Genomic DNA, 17007 nt, shown 5'->3' on the forward strand with positions numbered 1-17007 from the left:
GCTTCTTCGACGGCAATCTCGTCAAAGGGGTTCATGCTCATCTTGACGTTGGCGATGTCCACGCCTGTGCCGTCGGACTTCACGCGGACTTTGACGTTGTAGTCCACCACGCGCTTGACTGGGACCAATACCTTCATGGTTTTGCTCTTTCAGAAATTGTTGGTTAAAACGGTCGCTAACGCTTATACATCAAGCGCCAGCAGCTATGAATTCAATAATTTGAAATTGTGACTTCACAAATAGCGAGGTGATATGAGCAAAACGACTTACTCCGCCACCATGCCCTTGTCCTTCACCACCTTGGACCACTTGGTGTAGTCCGCTTCCAGACTGCGCTGCAGTTCTGCCGCTGGCATGAATTTGGCAATCGCTCCAGCGCCCAGAATGCGCTGCTGCACATCGGGCTGCGCCAGGATGTCCTGAACTTCCTGGTTCAGGCGCTCGACCACTGCAGGATCCATGCCCTTGGGGCCCAGCAATGCGCCCAGCGATACGGCTGAGAAGCCATCAATACCCTGCTCGGCAATGGTCTTGACTTCAGGGATGACCGAGACACGCTCGGGCGAGCCCACGGCAATCGCGACAAGCTTGCCGGACTTGATATGCGGCAGGGCCGCGACCAGGTCGGCATACATGATGGGCACCTGGCCACCAATGGTGTCGGTGATGGCGGGCACGCCGCCACGGTAGGCCACGTGCTGCATATCGAACTGGCCCATCTCCTTGAGCAGCTCCATGCTCATGTGGCCGAAGCTGCCAGCACCAGAGGTGGTGTAGTTCAGCTCGCCCTTTTTGGCGCGTGCAGTTTCAATCAGCTGCGGCAGCGTAGTCACGCCAGGCAGCTTCTCGGGATTGACCACCATGGCAATCGGCAGGTCATAGACCATGGAGATGGGTGTGAAGTCCTTGGTGACCTCATAGCCGGCGTTTCTGAAAAACAGCGGTGCAAACAGTGTGGGAGTGGCCAGCATCATCAGGGTGTGCCCATCAGGGGCTGCACGCTTGACCTGCTGTGCAGCAATCGATCCCGAAGCACCAGCCTTGTTTTCCACAATCACAGGTTGACCCAGGCGGTCTGCCAGCTCCTTGCCCACGATGCGCGAGACCACGTCGGTGGGCCCTCCGGGAGGGAAAGGAACAATCAGGGTAATGGGCTTGCTGGGCCATGCGGCCTGCGCCCAGGCCGATCCGGCCACCAGGGTGGCAGCGGCTGCCAGCAGGGTGCGGCGGGTGATGTTTGTCAAACGCATGATTCTGTCTCCGTTCGTTGTTGTTTAGTCGACCTTGGCCTCAGCCACTTCAATCAGCTGCTTCCAGATGGGGGCTGCCTCGGCATAGGACTGGGCAAAGGCCTCCGGGGTGCTGAACACGGGCAGAAAGCCTGCTCCGTCCAGGCGCTCCTGCACCTTGGGGTCCTGCGAGGCTTGCTGGAGCGCTGCATACAGCGCATCCACAACCTCTTTGGGCGTACCAGCAGGCAGCGCCATGCCGACAAAACCGGCGATGGTGTAGGCATCATCGGTCACGCCCTGCTCGTAGATGGTGGGCAGATCAGGCAGCACAGACATGCGCTGCTTGCCTGTTACGCCAATGGCCTTGAGGCGGCCAGTTTCAATAAAAGGCTTGGTGTTCTGTGCGCTGGAGAAGCACAGCTGCAGCTGACCGCCAATGAGTTCCTGAATCATGGGCGCCTCGCCACGGTAGGCCACATGGCTCATGTCGGCATCCATGGTCTTGCTCATATAGGCACCACCCAGGTGGGCGTAGGAGCCCACACCCCAGCTGCCGTACGACACCTTGCCCTTGTTGGCCTTCACCCAGGCCCGCAGCTCCTGCATGTTGTTGGCAGGCACAGAAGGATGGACCACCAGTGTGACGGGGGCGGAGGCAATCTCCGACAGCATCAGCAAGTCCTTCTGGGGGTTGTAGGCCATCTTGGAGTACAGAAACTGGTTGATGAGCAGCGAAGTGCTCAGCGACACCACCACGTTGTAACCATCGGGCGCCGACTTGGCGACCTGGTCCGTGCCCAGCATGGCCGATGCACCGGCCTTGTTTTCCACAATGATGGGCTGGCCCAGCTGCCTGGACATGGCTTCTGCCAGCACGCGCGCGACGATGTCGGTCGCACCACCGGGGTTAAAGGGCACGACAAAGCGGATGGGCTTGCTGGGATAGTTGGCCTGGGCCCAGGCAGGCAAGCCGATCAGGCTGGTACCTGCTGCCGCAGCCGCTGCTGCCAGGATGTGGCGGCGTGTTGTGGTGTGTGTGCTATCCATGTGGTTGTCTCCCAGAAATTGCGGTGTGGATATAGAAAGCAGCCGGGCCTCCTCCCTGAACACGCTGCCCTCTTTGGGAGCAGTCATGCACAGACCCGGCCAGAAAAATCAGCCCTGCTGCTCAGGCAGTGTGAGCACGCCTTTGTCCTTCAGGGACTGCAGCTGTTCATCGCTCATGGACAGCAGTTCCTGCAGCACAGCACGCGTGGAGTCACCCAGCGTGGGCGGTGCATTGCGGATGGGCAGGCGCTGACCGTCCAGACGATAGGGCGGCGCAAACACCCAGGTCTGGCCGACCACGGGGTGCGGCATCTGGTGGAACATGCCAGCCTGTCGTGTGCGCTCACTGGTCAGGGCTTCATGCAGGCCCGCAACTTCACCGCAAGGGATGCCTACGGCACGCATGCGTTCGAGCAACTGCTGACGTGGGTGGCTGGCGATGACCTGCTTGAGCAGCGGCAGGATTTCGTGGCGGTTCCGGGCACGTTCCACATTGGTGGCGTAGCGTGGGTCTTCAAACAGGTCGGGGCGCTCAATCACATGGCGACAGAAGGCCTCGTACTGGCGGTTATTGCCCACGCCGATGATGAGCGGGCCATCGGCCGCATCAAACAGGCCATAGGGCACGATGGAAGGGTGTGCATTGCCATAGCGCTGTGTGTCGTGGCCCAGCAGCATGGCGTCCAGCGCGTAGTAGCCATTGATGGTCAGGCCGCAGTCGTACAGTGCCAGCTCAATCTGGCGACCGCGCCCTGTGCGGCTCTTGCGGTAGAGCGCCGCCAGCACGGCCTGTGCGGCGTACATGCCGGTCATCAGATCAACCACGGCCACGCCAAACTTCAGCGGCGGTGTGCCCTCTTCACCATTGATAGCCATCAGACCCGCTTCAGCCTGGATGACCAGGTCATAGCCCGGGCGGTGTGCCTCGGGCGTGTCGCTGTTGTAGCCCGCAATGCTGCAGTAGATCAGGTCCGGCTTGATGGACTTGAGCTTTTCGTAGCCCAGGCCGAGCTTGTCCGCACCGCCGTGCTTGAAGTTGTGAATCACCACATCAAACTGCGGCAACAGCTCATAGATGATCTGCACACCTTCGGCGCTTTGCAGATCCAGCGTGATGGACCGCTTGTTGCGGTTCATGCTGTTGTAGTAGGTGGTTTCGGTCTTGCCAATGCGCATGCCCCAGTCGCGGGTGTCATCTCCGCGCAGCGGGTGCTCGACCTTGATCACCTCTGCACCAAAGTCAGCCAGTACCTGGCCACACAAAGGGCCTGCAAACACACGCGAGAGGTCCAGTACGCGCACTCCCTCCAAGGGAAAGTCCATGCCTTCAGGCAGTGTTGTCTGTGTCATTGTTCTCGTCTCCCTGAGCCTTGGGTTACACGCATCACACCTGTCTCCGCCGTGATGCGCAATGTGTTGGTCATGCCAGCCCTACTCTGTCAGCGGCACAGATGCAGGCTGGCGAAACTGCGGGCTGCGTTTTTCCAGAAAAGCGGCAATGCCTTCGCGAGACTCTGCGCTCTCCTGCGACTGCACCATGTACTGCGCTTCCAGCTCCAGCTGCTGCTCCAGCGTGTTGCGTGGTGCTTCACGGCACAGGTGCTTGATGCGCGACATGGCCAGCTCCGGTCCCTGAGCGACTTGCTGCGCCAGCGCCAGTGCATGCACGATGGCCTGCCCGGGCTCTGCCAGCCGGTTCACCACACCCAGCTGGGCCATGCGCTCGCCGCTGATGCGCTCGCCGGTCAGGCACAGCTCGGTCAGCACCTGGCGTGACACGAATTCCGAAAGAAAGGCCGTTGCACCACCATCGGGCGTGAGGCCGACCTTCACATAGGCCACCGAGAACACGCTGTTCTTGGCCGCCACCAGCATGTCGCAGGCCAGCGCCAGCGACAGCCCCGCACCTGCGGCTGCGCCTTCGACCGCGGCAATCACGGGCTTGGGGCAGTCGCGCACAGCGCGGATCAGGTGGTGCAGGCCCTCGAGCTTTTCGCGGCGCTCCTGCACAGGCAGTTCCCGGCGCTTGGCCAGCTGGCGCAGATCACCGCCTGCGCAAAAGTGGCCCCCCTCACCCGTGAGGATGACGGCGCCAATGCTGCTGTCCTCTGCCGCCTGCACCAGTGCCGTCGTCACGGCTGCATAGAACTCGGGCGACAGGGCATTGCGTGCAGCAACGTTGTTGTTGGAGAGGATGAGCACCTCTGCCTCACGGCGGATCAACAGGGGGGTATTCACAGCATGTCTCCGGATATGCAACGCTGGCCTTGCTGCCAGCGGGCAGCAGCCCCTGCACGGCAGGCAGGGGCTACACGTACCAGACAGCACCAGCTGTCTGGCGAGGCAGTGCTTACGCTGCCTGGTTCAGCGCAATAAAGCGCGCCAGATGGTGGTCTTCGTCACCGAACTGGTGGTCGATCATGACCAGACGCTTGGCGTAGTGCGCCAGTGGCAGCTCCCAGGTCATGCCAATGCCACCATGCATCTGGATGCTTTCCTGTGCCACCTTGGTGCCCACATAGCCCACGGTGTACTTGGCAGCAGCCAGCGCCTTGGCCTTGGCTGCACCTTCGGCGTTGTCGATGGCGTCTGCCGCATTGATCACGGCAGAGCGTGCCTGCTCCACTTCCAGCAGCACATCCGCCATGCGGTGCTGCAATGCCTGGAAGGTGCCGATGGCCACGCCAAACTGCTTGCGGGTCTGCAGGTACTCCAGCGTGTGCTGCTTGGCCACATCCATGGCACCGACGGATTCCGCAGCCAGTGCCAGCACGGCATAGCCGCTGATGCGCTCCAGCACTTCGTAGCCCTTGCCTTCAGCACCCAGCAGCGCGTCAGCGCTCAGCTGCACGTTGTCCAACTTCAGCTCTGCCACACGACCGCCTTCAAAGCGCTGCATGCTGCGCTTGGTGATGCCAGCCGCGCTGCCATCCACCAGGAACAGGCTGATGCCATCCTGGTCGTATTGGCTGCCCGATGTGCGGGCAGACACCAGCAGCAGATCCGCCTTGGCACCAAATGCCACCACGCCCTTGGCGCCGTTGAGTACCCAGCCGCTGGCCGACTTGGCTGCGGTGGTGGAAACATTGTTCAGCTCATAGTGGCTGCCGGGCTCGTCGTGCGCCAGCGCTGCAATCACGCCACCCGCGATGATGTCTTCCAGCTTTTGCTTTTGCGACTCGGTACCCGCAGCGATCAGGGCCTGGCCCACCACCAGTGCGCCCAGCAGGGGCTCGGCCACCAAGCCACGACCCAGGGCTTCAAACACCACGCTGATGTCAAAGCCTGCGCCGCCAAAGCCGCCGTCTTCTTCCTTGAACAGCGCGCCAATGGCGCCCAGTTCGGCAAACTGGGCATACAGCTCGGGGCTGTGGCCTTCTTCGCCATAGGCCAGCTTGTTGCGATGCTCGATGCCGTATTGCTCAGAGACAAAGCGGTTCAAGGTGTCCGCCAGCATGCGGCGGTCTTCGGTATGTTCGAAGTTCATGGTCTTGTTCCTTCTCTCGCCTGAATCAGAGGCCCAGGATCATCTTGGAGATGATGTTCTTTTGAATTTCATTCGAGCCGCCGAAGATCGACAGCTTGCGGTAGTTGAAGTAGGCCGCAGCGGCCGAGAATGCTTCCTCGGGGCCCACGGTAGGCTCCGTATTGGTGCCGTGCATGGCAGCTTCTTCAAACGGCACGGCATAGGGGCCCATGACGCGGCGGATCAGCGACAGAATTTCCTGGCGGATTTCCGTGCCCTTGATCTTGAGCATGGAGCTTTCTGCACCGGGCACACCGCCACCCGCCACGGCGGCGATCACGCGCAGATTGGTGGTCTTCATGTTTTCCAGATCGATCTCGACCTTGGCCAGACGGGCAGCGAACAGCGGGTCCTGAATCAGAGGCTTGCCGTTGTAGAGCGTGCGGCTGGCAGCCAGCTTGAGCTTTTCCAGCGAAGCCATGGAGAAGCCCACGCCCGCGATATTGGTGCGCTCGTAGGTCAGCAGGTACTTGGCGTAGGTCCAGCCCTTGTTCTCTTCGCCCACCAGGTTTTCCACAGGCACCTTCACATCGGTGAAGAACACTTCGTTGACTTCGTGCTCGCCATCCAGCGTGATGATGGGGCGCACTTCCACACCGGGGGTGTTCATGTCGATCAGCAGGAAGCTGATACCGGCCTGTGCCTTGACTTCCTTGTTGGTGCGCACCAGGCAGAAGATCATGTTGGCGTGCTGGCCCAGCGTGGTCCAGGTCTTCTGGCCATTGACGATGTAGTGGTCGCCATCGCGCACGGCCGTGGTCTTCACGGAGGCCAGGTCGGAGCCGGAGCCGGGCTCGGAATAGCCCTGGCACCACCAGTCAGCGCCATTCAGGATGCGGGGCAGCCAGTAGCTCTTCTGCTGCTCATTGCCGTACTTGATCAGGACGGGGCCCAGCATGTTCACGCCAAAGGGCACCAGGCGGGGGGCACCAGCCAGCGCGCACTCGGTTTCAAAGATGAACTTTTCGACCGCACCCCAGCCTGGGCCACCGTATTCCTTGGGCCAGTGGTTGGCCAGCCAGCCGCGCTCGTTGAGCACATCGTGCCAGCCCTGCAGGTCCTGCTTGCCCAGGATCTGGCCGCTCTGGACCTTGTGCGCCAGCTCGGGGCTGAGCTTTTCTTTCAGAAAGGCCTGCACTTCCGCGCGGAAGGCTTGTTCTTGGGGGGTAAATTGCAAATCCATTGCTATTCCTCGGGGAAAAACCAGATCAGAAAATTTCAAACAGGCCTGCTGCGCCCATGCCACCAGCGATGCACATGGTGACGACGCCGTACTTCACCTTCTGGCCCTGGGCCTTGCGGCGCTGGCCTTCGAGCAGGATGTGACCGGCCAGACGCGCGCCCGTCATGCCAAAAGGGTGGCCGATGGAGATCGCGCCGCCGTTGACGTTCAGGCGTTCCATGGGGATGCCCAGCTGGCGCTGGCAGTACAGCGCCTGGGAGGCAAAGGCTTCGTTCAGCTCCCACAGATCGATGTCATCCACCGTGAGGCCGTGGCGCGCCAGCAGCTTGGGCACGGCAAACACAGGGCCGATGCCCATTTCGTCAGGCTCGCAACCAGCGACGGCAAAGCCACGGAAGGCGCCCAGGGGCTTCAGGCCCAGACGCTCGGCCACCTTGGCCTCCACCACCACGCAGGCGCTGGAGCCATCGGACAGCTGCGAGGCATTACCGGCGGTGATGAAGTTGCCGAGGCCCTTCACGGGTTCGAGCTTGGCCAGGCCTTCCAGCGTGGTGCTGGCGCGGTTGCAGTTGTCCTTGGTGGCGACAACGTCACGGTAGGTGACTTCGCCGGTTTCCTTGTTCTTCTCCGCCATCTTGGTGGCGCAGGCAATGATTTCGTTATCAAACAGACCGGCAGCCTGTGCTGTGGCGGTGCGCTGCTGGCTCAGCAGCGAGAAAGCATCCTGGTCTTCACGCGAGATGTTGTAGCGCTTGGCCACCACATCGGCGGTGTCGATCATGGCCATGAAGAGTTCTGGCTTGTGCTCGACCAGCCAGGGGTCCATGTCGGTGGGCAAATTGTTGCCAGGGCGGATGCCGGAAATGCTTTCCACACCACCGGCAATCATGGCGTCCACCCCTTCAGCCACCACGCGGCCTGCAGCAATGGCAATCGACTGCAGCCCCGAAGCGCAGTAGCGCGTGATGGTCGTGCCCGCAATGCTCAGCGGCAACTCGGCACGGATGACGGTCTGGCGGCCCAGGTTGCGGCCCTGAAAGCCATCGGGGTTGCCGCAGCCGAGGATCAGGTCCTCGATCATCTCGGGGTCTACACCCGAGCGCTCCACGGCCGCCTTGACGGAAAACGCGGCCAGCTGTGCGGCTGGCGTGATGTTGAACTCGCCACGGTGCGACTTGGTCAGCGGTGTGCGTGCGGTGGAAACAATGACGGCTTCACGCATGGTATGTGTCTCGTTACTGTTTTTGATAGCTGCCAGCGCTTTCCAATACTTGTTTTCAAATAGTTTTCTATCTGAAAAGCTTGTCAATCAAGCGCTGGCAGCTACGTTTTTTATGAATATGGCAAGGAGCGTCTTTGCGCTCTCTCACCACGCTCCCTGATGGGGCTTGGTGCCCCTTCCTCCTGGTCACATGCCTCAGGCCGCAGCCTTGTTCAGCGAATCGAAGTTCTTGCCTTCGGCCACCAGCTTTTCCAGCAGCGCAGCAGGCTTCCAGAACAGCGGGTCTTCCTTCTCGAATTCCTTGATGTCCGCCAGGATCTTGTCCAGACCCTGCATGTCGGCCCACTTCAGCGGGCCACCACGCCAGCGGGGGAAGCCGTAGCCGGAGATAAAGGTCACATCCACGTCCAGCGGACGCAGGGCAATGCCCTCTTCCACGACCTTGGCACCTTCGTTGACCATGGAAGCCATGTAGCGGCGGATGATTTCTTCCGGCGTGAACTTGCGGGGTGTCACACCCTTCTTGGCACGCTCTTCGTCCACAATGGCCAGCACTTCGGGGTCAGGCTGGCCCACACGTGCACCCTGTGGGTACAGATAAAAGCCACGGCCGGTCTTCTGGCCAAACCAGCCACGCTCGCAGATGCGGTCGGCAACGTGAACGTAGCGTGCCTTGGGGTCACGGGTCGCAGCACGGCGCTTGCGCGTGGCCCAGCCAATGTCACCACCGGCCAGGTCCGTCACCTGGAAGGGGCCCATGGGGTAGCCAAAGGCGCGCACGGCTTCGTCGATTTCGTAGGGCGAAGCACCATCTTCCATGATGTAGTCAGCCGCCTGCTTGTACACCGCCAGAATGCGGTTGCCGATAAAGCCATCGCACACACCGGCACGCACGGGCACTTTCTTGAGCTTCTTGGCCAGCTCAAACGCGGTAGCCACCACGTCTGCAGACACCTTGGCGGGCACCACGATCTCCAGCAGCTTCATGATGTTGGCGGGGCTGAAGAAGTGCAGACCAATCACGTCCTGTGGGCGGCTGGTGGAAGCAGCAATCGCATCAATGTCCAGGTAGGAGGTGTTGGTCGCCAGCACGCTACCGGGCTTGCACACACGGTCCAGTTCCTTGAACACGGCTTTTTTCACGTCCAGGTCTTCGAACACGGCTTCGATCACCAGGTCCACGTCCTTGAGGTCGTCATAGCTGGTCGAAGGGGTGTAGCGCGCCATGATGGCGGCCTTACCTTCTTCAGTCATACGGCCCTTGGCGATCAGGCCGTTGTAGACCTTTTCCACATTGGCCTGACCACGGGCGATGGACTCGGCATCACGCTCAATCATGATCACGGGGAAGCCTGCATCCAGCGCCGCCACCGTGATGCCTGCGCCCATGGTGCCGCCACCAATGATGGCCAGCTTGGCAAACGCACGGGGAGCTGCGGCCTTGGCCTCGGGAATCTTGCTGACTTCACGCTCGGCAAAGAAGGCGTGAATCAGGCCCTGGCGCTGAGGGCTTTCCAGGCACTGCAGGAACAGCTCGCGCTCCTTGGCCAGACCCTGCTCAAAGGGCAGCTCCACCGCCGCCTTGGCGCATTCAATGATCTTCATGGGCGAGAACAGGCCACGCGCCTTCTTGGCCGTCTCGATGGCCAGCGCTTCCAGATCGGCCAGTGCAGCCATCTTGTCAGCGATCTCGATGTCACGGGTGCGGCGCACGGCGCCACCGGCTGCCAGCAGTTCACGGGTGTAGGCCAGGCCAGCGGCCAGGGCGTCGTCACCCTCGACCAGCTTGTCGACCAGGCCAGCTGCCGCTGCCGCCTTGGCGTTCAGGTGCTTGCCGCTGAGCATCAGCTCGGTCGCGGCCCTCACACCCATCACGCGGGGGGCACGCTGCGTACCACCGGCGCCAGGCAGCAGGCCCAGGTTCACTTCGGGCAGACCCAGCTGCGCCTTGGGCAGGGCCAGGCGGTAGTGGGCCGACAGGGCAATCTCCAGGCCACCGCCCAGTGCCGCGCCATGGATGGCAGCCACGACCAGCTTGCCGCTGGCTTCAATGGCGTTGCACACCTCGGGCAGCGAAGGAGGCATGGCAGGCTTGCCAAATTCACGGATGTCCGCACCGGCGATAAAGGCCTTGCCTTCGCCCACGATCAGCATGGCCTTGACGGCAGCATCCGCCGCAGCTTGTTCCACCGCAGCCAGCAGGCCAGCACGTACGGCCTGGCCCAAAGCGTTCACGGGTGGATTGTTGACAGTGACCACCAAAACCTCGCCATCGAGGCGGGTCTGAACTACGGATGCGGTGCTCGCAGAACTCATTACACAGGTCTCCGGATATGCGTTGTACGGGGAAAAGCCGTTTTTACTACGACAATGGTTCTTTACAATCGCTGCATAAGTTGACAGAGCGTCAAATAACTTTGAACAATAGCAAGGGAAAACCCTAGATGGACCTGCAATCGCTGACCTTGCTGGTGGAAATCATTGACAGCGGCAACCTCAGCCAGGCGGCACGCAAGCTCAAGATGACGCGCGCCAACGTGAGCTACCACCTGGCCCAGCTGGAAAAGCAGGTGGGCGTGCAGCTGGTCAAGCGCACCACCCGGCGTGTAGAGCCCACCGAGGTGGGGCTGCGCCTGTACGAACATGGCCGCAACATCCACAACGAAATGCTGGCTGCACGCGAGACCATCACCAGCCTGGGGCAGGAACTGCGCGGGCGCGTAGGTATCAGCGTGCCCAGCGGCTATGGGCAGATGGTGATGAGCCCGTGGCTGATCGAGTTCAAGCAGCTGTACCCTGGCATCGTGCTGGACGTACTGTTTGAAAACCGTGCCGACAACCTGCGCGATGAGGTCGATATTGCGATCCGGGTGATGCCGGAGCCCCCGCTGTCCGTGGTGGCGCGTGCGCTGGGCGATGTGCGCTATGTGGCCTGCGCCTCCAGAAGCTATGCCGCACAGCACGGCCTGCCCCAGACGCTACTGGAGCTGCGTGCCAGCCCCTTGATTACCTCGGGCGTGATTGGCCGCCAGCTGCGGCTTTCGGCCTATCAGGGGCTGGAGCGCCAGGAAGTGATGCTGGAGCCCACGCTCAGCTCCGAGCACTTTCCGTTTCTGCGCGAAGGCATTCTGGCGGGGCTGGGCGTCGGGCTGGTGCCGGACTATGTGGTCAAGGACCAGATTGCCAGCGGCGAGGTGCTGACCACCTTGAGCGAATACCGCCTGAGCATTTTTGGCACGCAAATGTATCTGCTGTATCTGCCCAACCGCCACCAGACCAAGGCGGTGCGCACCTGCATTGACTTTCTGCTGGCCAGAGCGCGTGGTGAAACGCCGCCCAGCCACTAAAACAGCAAAAAGCCCGCACCAGGCGGGCTCAGTACGCTGCGTTCAGACATCCGCTGTCAGGAACGTTGGCGTGCATCATCACGGTCACGCCGCGATGGCCTGTGCTCCCGCCCCTCATCACGGCGCTGCGGACTGGGCCGTGCATGCTCGGGCCGAGGCTGGCTGGGGCGAGCATGTTGCTGCGGTGCAGGTCTTTCATGCGGCCGCATCTGTGGGGGACGTGGCCTGCTGTCCGGGCGCAGCATCGGCGGGCGTGGCTGCGGCGCAGGCATGGCCTGATGCGGTCGTGGCGGCTGTATATGCGGGCGGTGTGGTGGTGGCGGAGGTGGTGCGGGGCGATGGCCCGGCGGCATCCAGTACCCAGGTCGCCAGTCATAGCGGCTGCCCGTCCAGAACCAGCCCCCTGCCTGCCAGACATGCCGGGGAGAAGGCGCGCGGTAGCGGTAATCCACACGCGGCGGTGGTGGGTAGCCATAGGTGGTGTAGACGGTCGTGCTGCTGTAGCTACTGTCTACCGGTGGCACCACACAGCCGCTGAGCAAGGCCGCGCCACCCAGGCAGGCCACCACGGCAGCGCAGCGCATCCAGCGGCTGTTAGGCAAGGCAATCGACTGTGGCATGGTGGCTCCTTGTTCATGGGCTGGGGCAGCCCGTACCTGTACATAACGAAAAACCCCGGTCAGATGCTGACCGGGGTTGGCGTCACGGCGGTAAAGCCTGCGTAAAGATGGGATGCAAGTTGTGACAGCGGATGAAGCCCTCAGGGCTTCATGCCTCTATCAATACTGGCTGCTTTGCAGGGCTGCAATACGCTCTTCAATCGGAGGGTGGGTAGAGAACAGCTTGCCGACATGGCCGGTAATACCCATGGCTGCCACCGTCTTGGGCAGCTCACCGGGCACCATGCCACCCAGACGTGCCAGGGCGTTGACCATGGGCTGCTTGCGGCCCATCAGCTGCGCAGCGCCTGCGTCGGCGCGGAATTCGCGCTGGCGCGAGAACCAGGCCACGATGATGGCAGCCACAAAGCCCAGCAGAATGTCCATGACGATGGTGGTCACGTAGTAGCCAATGCCGGGGCCGGAGTTTTCGCTGTCGCCCTTGCGCAGGAAGCTGTCCACGGCGTAGCCGATGATGCGCGACAGGAACACCACAAAGGTGTTCATCACGCCCTGAATCAGCGTCATGGTCACCATGTCGCCATTGGCAATGTGTGCCACTTCGTGGCCAATCACGGCCTCGACTTCTTCACGCGTCATGCCTTGCAGCAAGCCGGTAGACACCGCCACCAGGGCGTTGTTCTTGAAAGCGCCAGTCGCAAAGGCATTGGGTTCGCCTTCGTAGATACCCACTTCAGGCATGCCAATGCCGGCCTTGTCGGCGAACTTGCGCACGGTGTCCAGAATCCAGGCTTCATCAGCGTTGCGCGGCTGTGTGATCACATGCACGCCACTGGTCCACTTGGCCATGGGCTTGGAGATCAGCAGCGAAATGATGGCGCCACCAAAACCCATGATGAAGGCAAAGCCCAGCAGTGCGCCCAGATTCAGGCCGTTGGCGGTCAGAAAACGGTTGACGCCCAGCAGGCTGGCCGTAATACCCAGCACGGCCACGACGGCAATGTTGGTCAACAGAAAAAGTGCAATACGTTTCATGGGGTGTGATTCTCCTCAAAGAGGGGAAAACAAATGACTGTGTATGGATGTATGGGCAATGGCGCCCCATTTCAAGCAGCGCCCGCTGGTTAGCGTCATGTTGTGGGGCGCGCTGCGCGAAACACTAGAGGATCATCATAAAAGGAAAGTTCCTCGTTCTGTGCCCACCACCCCGGCACACCCAGTACGGGCAAAGGGCTGAAGGGCTTGGTGGCCAGCACATCGGCACAGACAAGCATGTCGCGTGCCATGTGTGCATCCAGCGCGCTACTGACCGCATCGCCAGACGCCTGCAGGGCGGCAGCTGTGTCTGGCGTCCACGGCAGGCACAGCACATGGGCGGTCATCGGCTTGCGTGGCTGCACCAGTTTTTCCAGCAGGGCATGGCCCACCGGCCACAGGCAGCTTTGCGCCCACAGCGGGCGCAGCTCCACCATCAGGCGCTGCCACTGGCGCGCACGCAAAGCCTCCACCAGCGGCTGCGGTGCCAGCCAGATGGCGCCGTTTTCGTCCAGCACGGTGATGGCATCGCGCAGCGGCCCCCGGCGCTGGCCCACACCATCGCGCGCAATGGCCTGTGCCTGCAGCTGGTTCAGATGGAGCTTGAGCTGTGGCCAGTGCAGCCAGATCAGCCCGTTGAAAACGTCGTGCAAATGGTCCCGCGTAGGCACGCAGCGCTGCTCGCGGATAAAGGTTTCATACGCCACACCGTCCGGCAGTGCCTCCTGCGGCACAAAGCGCAGACCAGCCTCCTGCAGCGCAGCAGGCAGATACTGGTTCAGCGCCGCATGCACAGGCAGCCCCTGCGCAATCTGCGCCACCATGGGCTGGCCAATGCGCGCCACGCTGGCCAGCCAGGGGCGGGACCAGTCGATGCTGGACACCCACGCATGCGGTGCAAAGGGGTTGATGGTGTCCATGACAGATGCGATACGTGCTTCATTCATAAAAAAGGAGCTGCCAGCGCAGCTCCTTCAAGGCTTTGGACTATAAAACTATTGCAAATGCTTGATTAGCAAGCGCAAGCAGCTATCAGTTTTAATCCACCATCTTCCAGGGCAGGGCTTCACCAAAGCGCAGTGGCTTGAGGATGGCACCTTCGCCGTATGCAAAGCTCGCAGGCGGTGTCCAGCTTTCCTTGACCAAGGTGATGGTGTCGGTATTGCGGGGCAGGCCGTAGAAATCTGCACCGTTGAAGGACGCAAAGGCTTCCAGCTTGTCCAGCGCGCCGGCGTTGTCGAACACCTCGGCATACATCTCGATGGCAGCATGGGCGCTGTAGCAGCCTGCGCAGCCGGTGGCAGCTTCCTTCAGATGGGCTGCATGCGGTGCGCTATCCGTGCCCAGGAAGAACTTCTTGCTGCCGCTGGTCGCAGCCTGCACCAAGGCCAGACGGTGGGTTTCGCGCTTCAGAACCGGCAGGCAGTAAAAGTGCGGGCGCACGCCACCCAGGAAGATGGCATTGCGGTTGAACAGCAGGTGCTGGGGCGTGATGGTGGCAGCCAGAAAGTCATCGGCCGCAGCCACGTATTCGGCCGCTTCCTTGGTCGTCACGTGCTCCATGACAATCTTGAGTTCTGGGAAGTCTTTGCGCAGTGGCTTGAGCTGCTGCTCGATGAACACAGCTTCGCGGTCGAACAGGTCAATGCTCTGGTCGGTCACTTCACCGTGCACCAGCAGCACCAGGCCTTCGCGCTGCATGGCTTCCAGCGTGGGGTAGATCTTGCGCAGATCGGTCACGCCGTGGTCGGAGTTGGTGGTAGCACCTGCGGGGTAGAGCTTGCAGGCCACCACGCCTGCGGCCTTGGCGCGCACGATTTCCTCAGGGGTGAGGTTATCGGTCAGGTACAGCGTCATCAAAGGCTGGAACTTGCTGCCTGCTGGCGCGGCCGACAGGATGCGCTCGCGGTAAGCGGCCGCCATCTCGGCCGTGGTGACCGGTGGCTTGAGGTTGGGCATGATGATGGCACGGCCCATCTGGCGTGCGCTGTGGGGCACCACGCAGCGCATGGCATCGCCATCACGCACGTGCAGGTGCCAGTCATCGGGGCGGGTAATGGTCAGGGTCATGGGGGAAGTCATAGCCCTATTGTCACATTGACTGCCTGCGCGCCACGCAACACATGGCGTGCATAATGAGAAACGCTCTCAATTGAAAAGAAGAAAAGTTATGACACAGGAAATGACAAAGACAGCACCCGCCTTTGAGCGCGTGCGCCACCCCTTCAAGGCCCGCCATCTGCAGCTGCTCTCGCGCGAACAGATCAGCCCCGGTTTTCTGCGCCTGACGCTGGTCGGCGAGCTGCGCGACTTCTGCAGCGACGGCTTTGATGACCATTTCAAGCTCATCCTGCCGCAAGATGGGCTGGAAAAGCCCCTGCTGCCCCAGATGGTGGATGGCAAACCCTTGATCGACGGCCCCCGCCCCACCATGCGCGACTACACACCGCTGCGCTGGACCACCAACACCCTGACCGTGGACTTTGCCCTGCACGAGCACGGCCCCGCCACCGAATGGGCACGCACGGCCCCCATGGGATCCTGGGTAGGCGTGGCTGGCCCACGCGGCTCCATGGTGATTCGCAAGGACTTTGACTGGTACTGGATGCTGGCCGATGCCAGCGGCATGCCTGCCGTAGAACGCGCGCTGGCCGAACTGCCTGACACGGCACGCGTGACCGTGCGCCTGGCCGTGCCTGCCGCCGACCGCCGCACTCTGACCTCGGAAGCACAGGTTGATCTGCAGTGGGTAGATGCGCTCACCGATGCCGCCCAGGCACTGGAGTGGCCAGAAGGCGAAGGCTTTGTCTGGGCCGCAGGCGAGCACAGCGAGATGGCAGCACTGCGCAAGATTGCTGTGGCCAAGGGTGCATCGCCCAAGCGCATGCGCATTGCCGCCTACTGGAAACAGGGCGAATCTGCACACCACGCAGAACTGGCCGATCAGGCATAAAAAACCATAGCTTCCAGCGCTTGATGCATGGGCGCTGAAGGCAGTTTGGGCATAAAAAAAGCCGCTGAAACCAGCGGCTTTTTTGTGGGGTGATGCCTGCTGACTCAGTGCTGCAGGATCTTGCCCAGAAAGTCCTTGGTACGGGGCTGGCGGGCTTCGGGATTGCCAAAGAACTCGTCCTTGGAGCAGTCCTCCAGAATCTTTCCGCCCACGTCCATGAAGATCACGCGGCTGGCCACCTTGCGGGCAAAGCCCATTTCGTGCGTCACGCACATCATGGTCATGCCTTCGTTGGCCAGGCCCACCATCACGTCCAGCACTTCACCCACCATTTCGGGGTCGAGCGCTGAAGTGGGTTCGTCAAACAGCATGACCATGGGGTCCATGGACAGGGCACGCGCAATCGCCACGCGCTGCTGCTGACCGCCCGAGAGCTGACCGGGGAACTTATCCTTATGCGCCATCAGGCCCACACGGTCCAGCATCTTCAGGCCGCGCTGCTTGGCGTCGTCCATGCTGCGGCCCAGCACCTTGACCTGGGCAATGGTCAGGTTCTCGGTCACGGTCAGGTGGGGAAACAGTTCAAAGTGCTGAAACACCATGCCGACCTTGGAGCGCAGCTGAGGCAGATTGGTCTTGGGCTCATGCACGGCAATGCCATTGACCCAGATCTCCCCCTTCTGGATGGGCTCCAGCGCGTTGATGGTCTTGATCAGTGTGGACTTGCCCGAGCCCGAAGGGCCGCACACCACCACCACTTCACCCTTTTGGATGCTGGTGGAGCAGTCGTTCAGCACCTGAAAGCTGCCGTACCACTTAGAGACGTTCTTGAGTTCAATCAT

Annotated in this window: 15 protein-coding genes and 1 pseudogene; 2 read left to right on the forward strand and 14 right to left on the reverse strand. The window is 61.5% G+C overall.

Annotated elements, in window-relative coordinates; genetic code table 11:
* The 9 genes and pseudogenes from F7P80_RS14910 to F7P80_RS14950 all read right to left on the reverse strand — a co-directional run.
* Positions 1-137, reverse strand: a pseudogene (locus F7P80_RS14910) (electron transfer flavoprotein subunit beta/FixA family protein); the annotation flags it as partial.
* A 129-nt stretch (positions 138-266) separates the two neighbouring features.
* Complete coding sequence (locus tag F7P80_RS14915; RefSeq protein WP_058879638.1) at positions 267-1250, reverse strand: Bug family tripartite tricarboxylate transporter substrate binding protein; 984 nt, start codon at positions 1248-1250, stop codon at positions 267-269.
* Between the two features lie 24 nt (positions 1251-1274).
* Positions 1275-2279 carry a Bug family tripartite tricarboxylate transporter substrate binding protein gene (locus F7P80_RS14920; RefSeq protein WP_058879639.1) on the reverse strand — a complete coding sequence of 335 codons (1005 nt, stop codon included), beginning with the start codon at positions 2277-2279 and terminating at the stop codon, positions 1275-1277.
* Positions 2280-2387: 108 nt separating this feature from the next.
* Positions 2388-3629 carry a CaiB/BaiF CoA transferase family protein gene (locus F7P80_RS14925; RefSeq protein WP_054066174.1) on the reverse strand — a complete coding sequence of 414 codons (1242 nt, stop codon included), beginning with the start codon at positions 3627-3629 and terminating at the stop codon, positions 2388-2390.
* 81 nt (positions 3630-3710) lie between these two features.
* Positions 3711-4517: an oxepin-CoA hydrolase, alternative type gene (locus tag F7P80_RS14930; protein ID WP_151045786.1), complete on the reverse strand. Its 807-nt coding sequence runs from the start codon at positions 4515-4517 to the stop codon at positions 3711-3713.
* A gap of 112 nt (positions 4518-4629) precedes the next feature.
* Entirely contained in the window at positions 4630-5766 is a 1137-nt protein-coding gene (locus F7P80_RS14935) for an acyl-CoA dehydrogenase family protein (protein ID WP_054066172.1), read from the reverse strand.
* A gap of 25 nt (positions 5767-5791) precedes the next feature.
* Complete coding sequence (locus F7P80_RS14940) at positions 5792-6988, reverse strand: acyl-CoA dehydrogenase family protein (protein WP_151045788.1); 1197 nt, start codon at positions 6986-6988, stop codon at positions 5792-5794.
* Between the two features lie 25 nt (positions 6989-7013).
* Positions 7014-8210, reverse strand: a complete 1197-nt coding sequence (locus tag F7P80_RS14945) for an acetyl-CoA C-acyltransferase (protein WP_151045790.1) — start codon at positions 8208-8210, stop codon at positions 7014-7016.
* Between the two features lie 195 nt (positions 8211-8405).
* On the reverse strand, positions 8406-10526 hold the full coding sequence (locus tag F7P80_RS14950) for a 3-hydroxyacyl-CoA dehydrogenase NAD-binding domain-containing protein (RefSeq protein ID WP_151045792.1): 2121 nt from the start codon (positions 10524-10526) through the stop codon (positions 8406-8408).
* 128 nt (positions 10527-10654) lie between these two features.
* Between F7P80_RS14950 and F7P80_RS14955 the strand changes: the two genes are divergently transcribed.
* Positions 10655-11557 (forward strand): LysR family transcriptional regulator, encoded by a 903-nt coding sequence (locus tag F7P80_RS14955; RefSeq protein ID WP_151045794.1) that lies wholly within the window; start codon positions 10655-10657, stop codon positions 11555-11557.
* Between the two features lie 56 nt (positions 11558-11613).
* Here F7P80_RS14955 and F7P80_RS14960 read toward each other — a convergent pair whose 3' ends face one another.
* From F7P80_RS14960 to pyrC, 4 genes are all read right to left on the reverse strand, one after another.
* Positions 11614-12177 (reverse strand): YXWGXW repeat-containing protein, encoded by a 564-nt coding sequence (locus F7P80_RS14960; protein WP_151045796.1) that lies wholly within the window; start codon positions 12175-12177, stop codon positions 11614-11616.
* Between the two features lie 159 nt (positions 12178-12336).
* Positions 12337-13212, reverse strand: a complete 876-nt coding sequence (gene htpX, locus F7P80_RS14965) for a protease HtpX (RefSeq protein WP_151045798.1) — start codon at positions 13210-13212, stop codon at positions 12337-12339.
* A gap of 95 nt (positions 13213-13307) precedes the next feature.
* On the reverse strand, positions 13308-14132 hold the full coding sequence (locus tag F7P80_RS14970) for a DUF3025 domain-containing protein (RefSeq protein WP_151045860.1): 825 nt from the start codon (positions 14130-14132) through the stop codon (positions 13308-13310).
* Positions 14133-14250: 118 nt separating this feature from the next.
* Entirely contained in the window at positions 14251-15294 is a 1044-nt protein-coding gene (gene pyrC / locus F7P80_RS14975) for a dihydroorotase (protein ID WP_151045800.1), read from the reverse strand.
* 100 nt (positions 15295-15394) lie between these two features.
* Here pyrC and F7P80_RS14980 point away from each other — a divergent pair, with 100 nt between their 5' ends.
* On the forward strand, positions 15395-16165 hold the full coding sequence (locus F7P80_RS14980) for a siderophore-interacting protein (RefSeq protein ID WP_249041498.1): 771 nt from the start codon (positions 15395-15397) through the stop codon (positions 16163-16165).
* Positions 16166-16269: 104 nt separating this feature from the next.
* Here the strand turns inward: F7P80_RS14980 and F7P80_RS14985 are convergent, their stop codons facing one another.
* Complete coding sequence (locus F7P80_RS14985; protein ID WP_054066164.1) at positions 16270-17007, reverse strand: amino acid ABC transporter ATP-binding protein; 738 nt, start codon at positions 17005-17007, stop codon at positions 16270-16272.

The sequence above is a fragment of the Comamonas kerstersii genome (genome assembly GCF_008801935.1).
Classification (GTDB): domain Bacteria; phylum Pseudomonadota; class Gammaproteobacteria; order Burkholderiales; family Burkholderiaceae_C; genus Comamonas; species Comamonas kerstersii.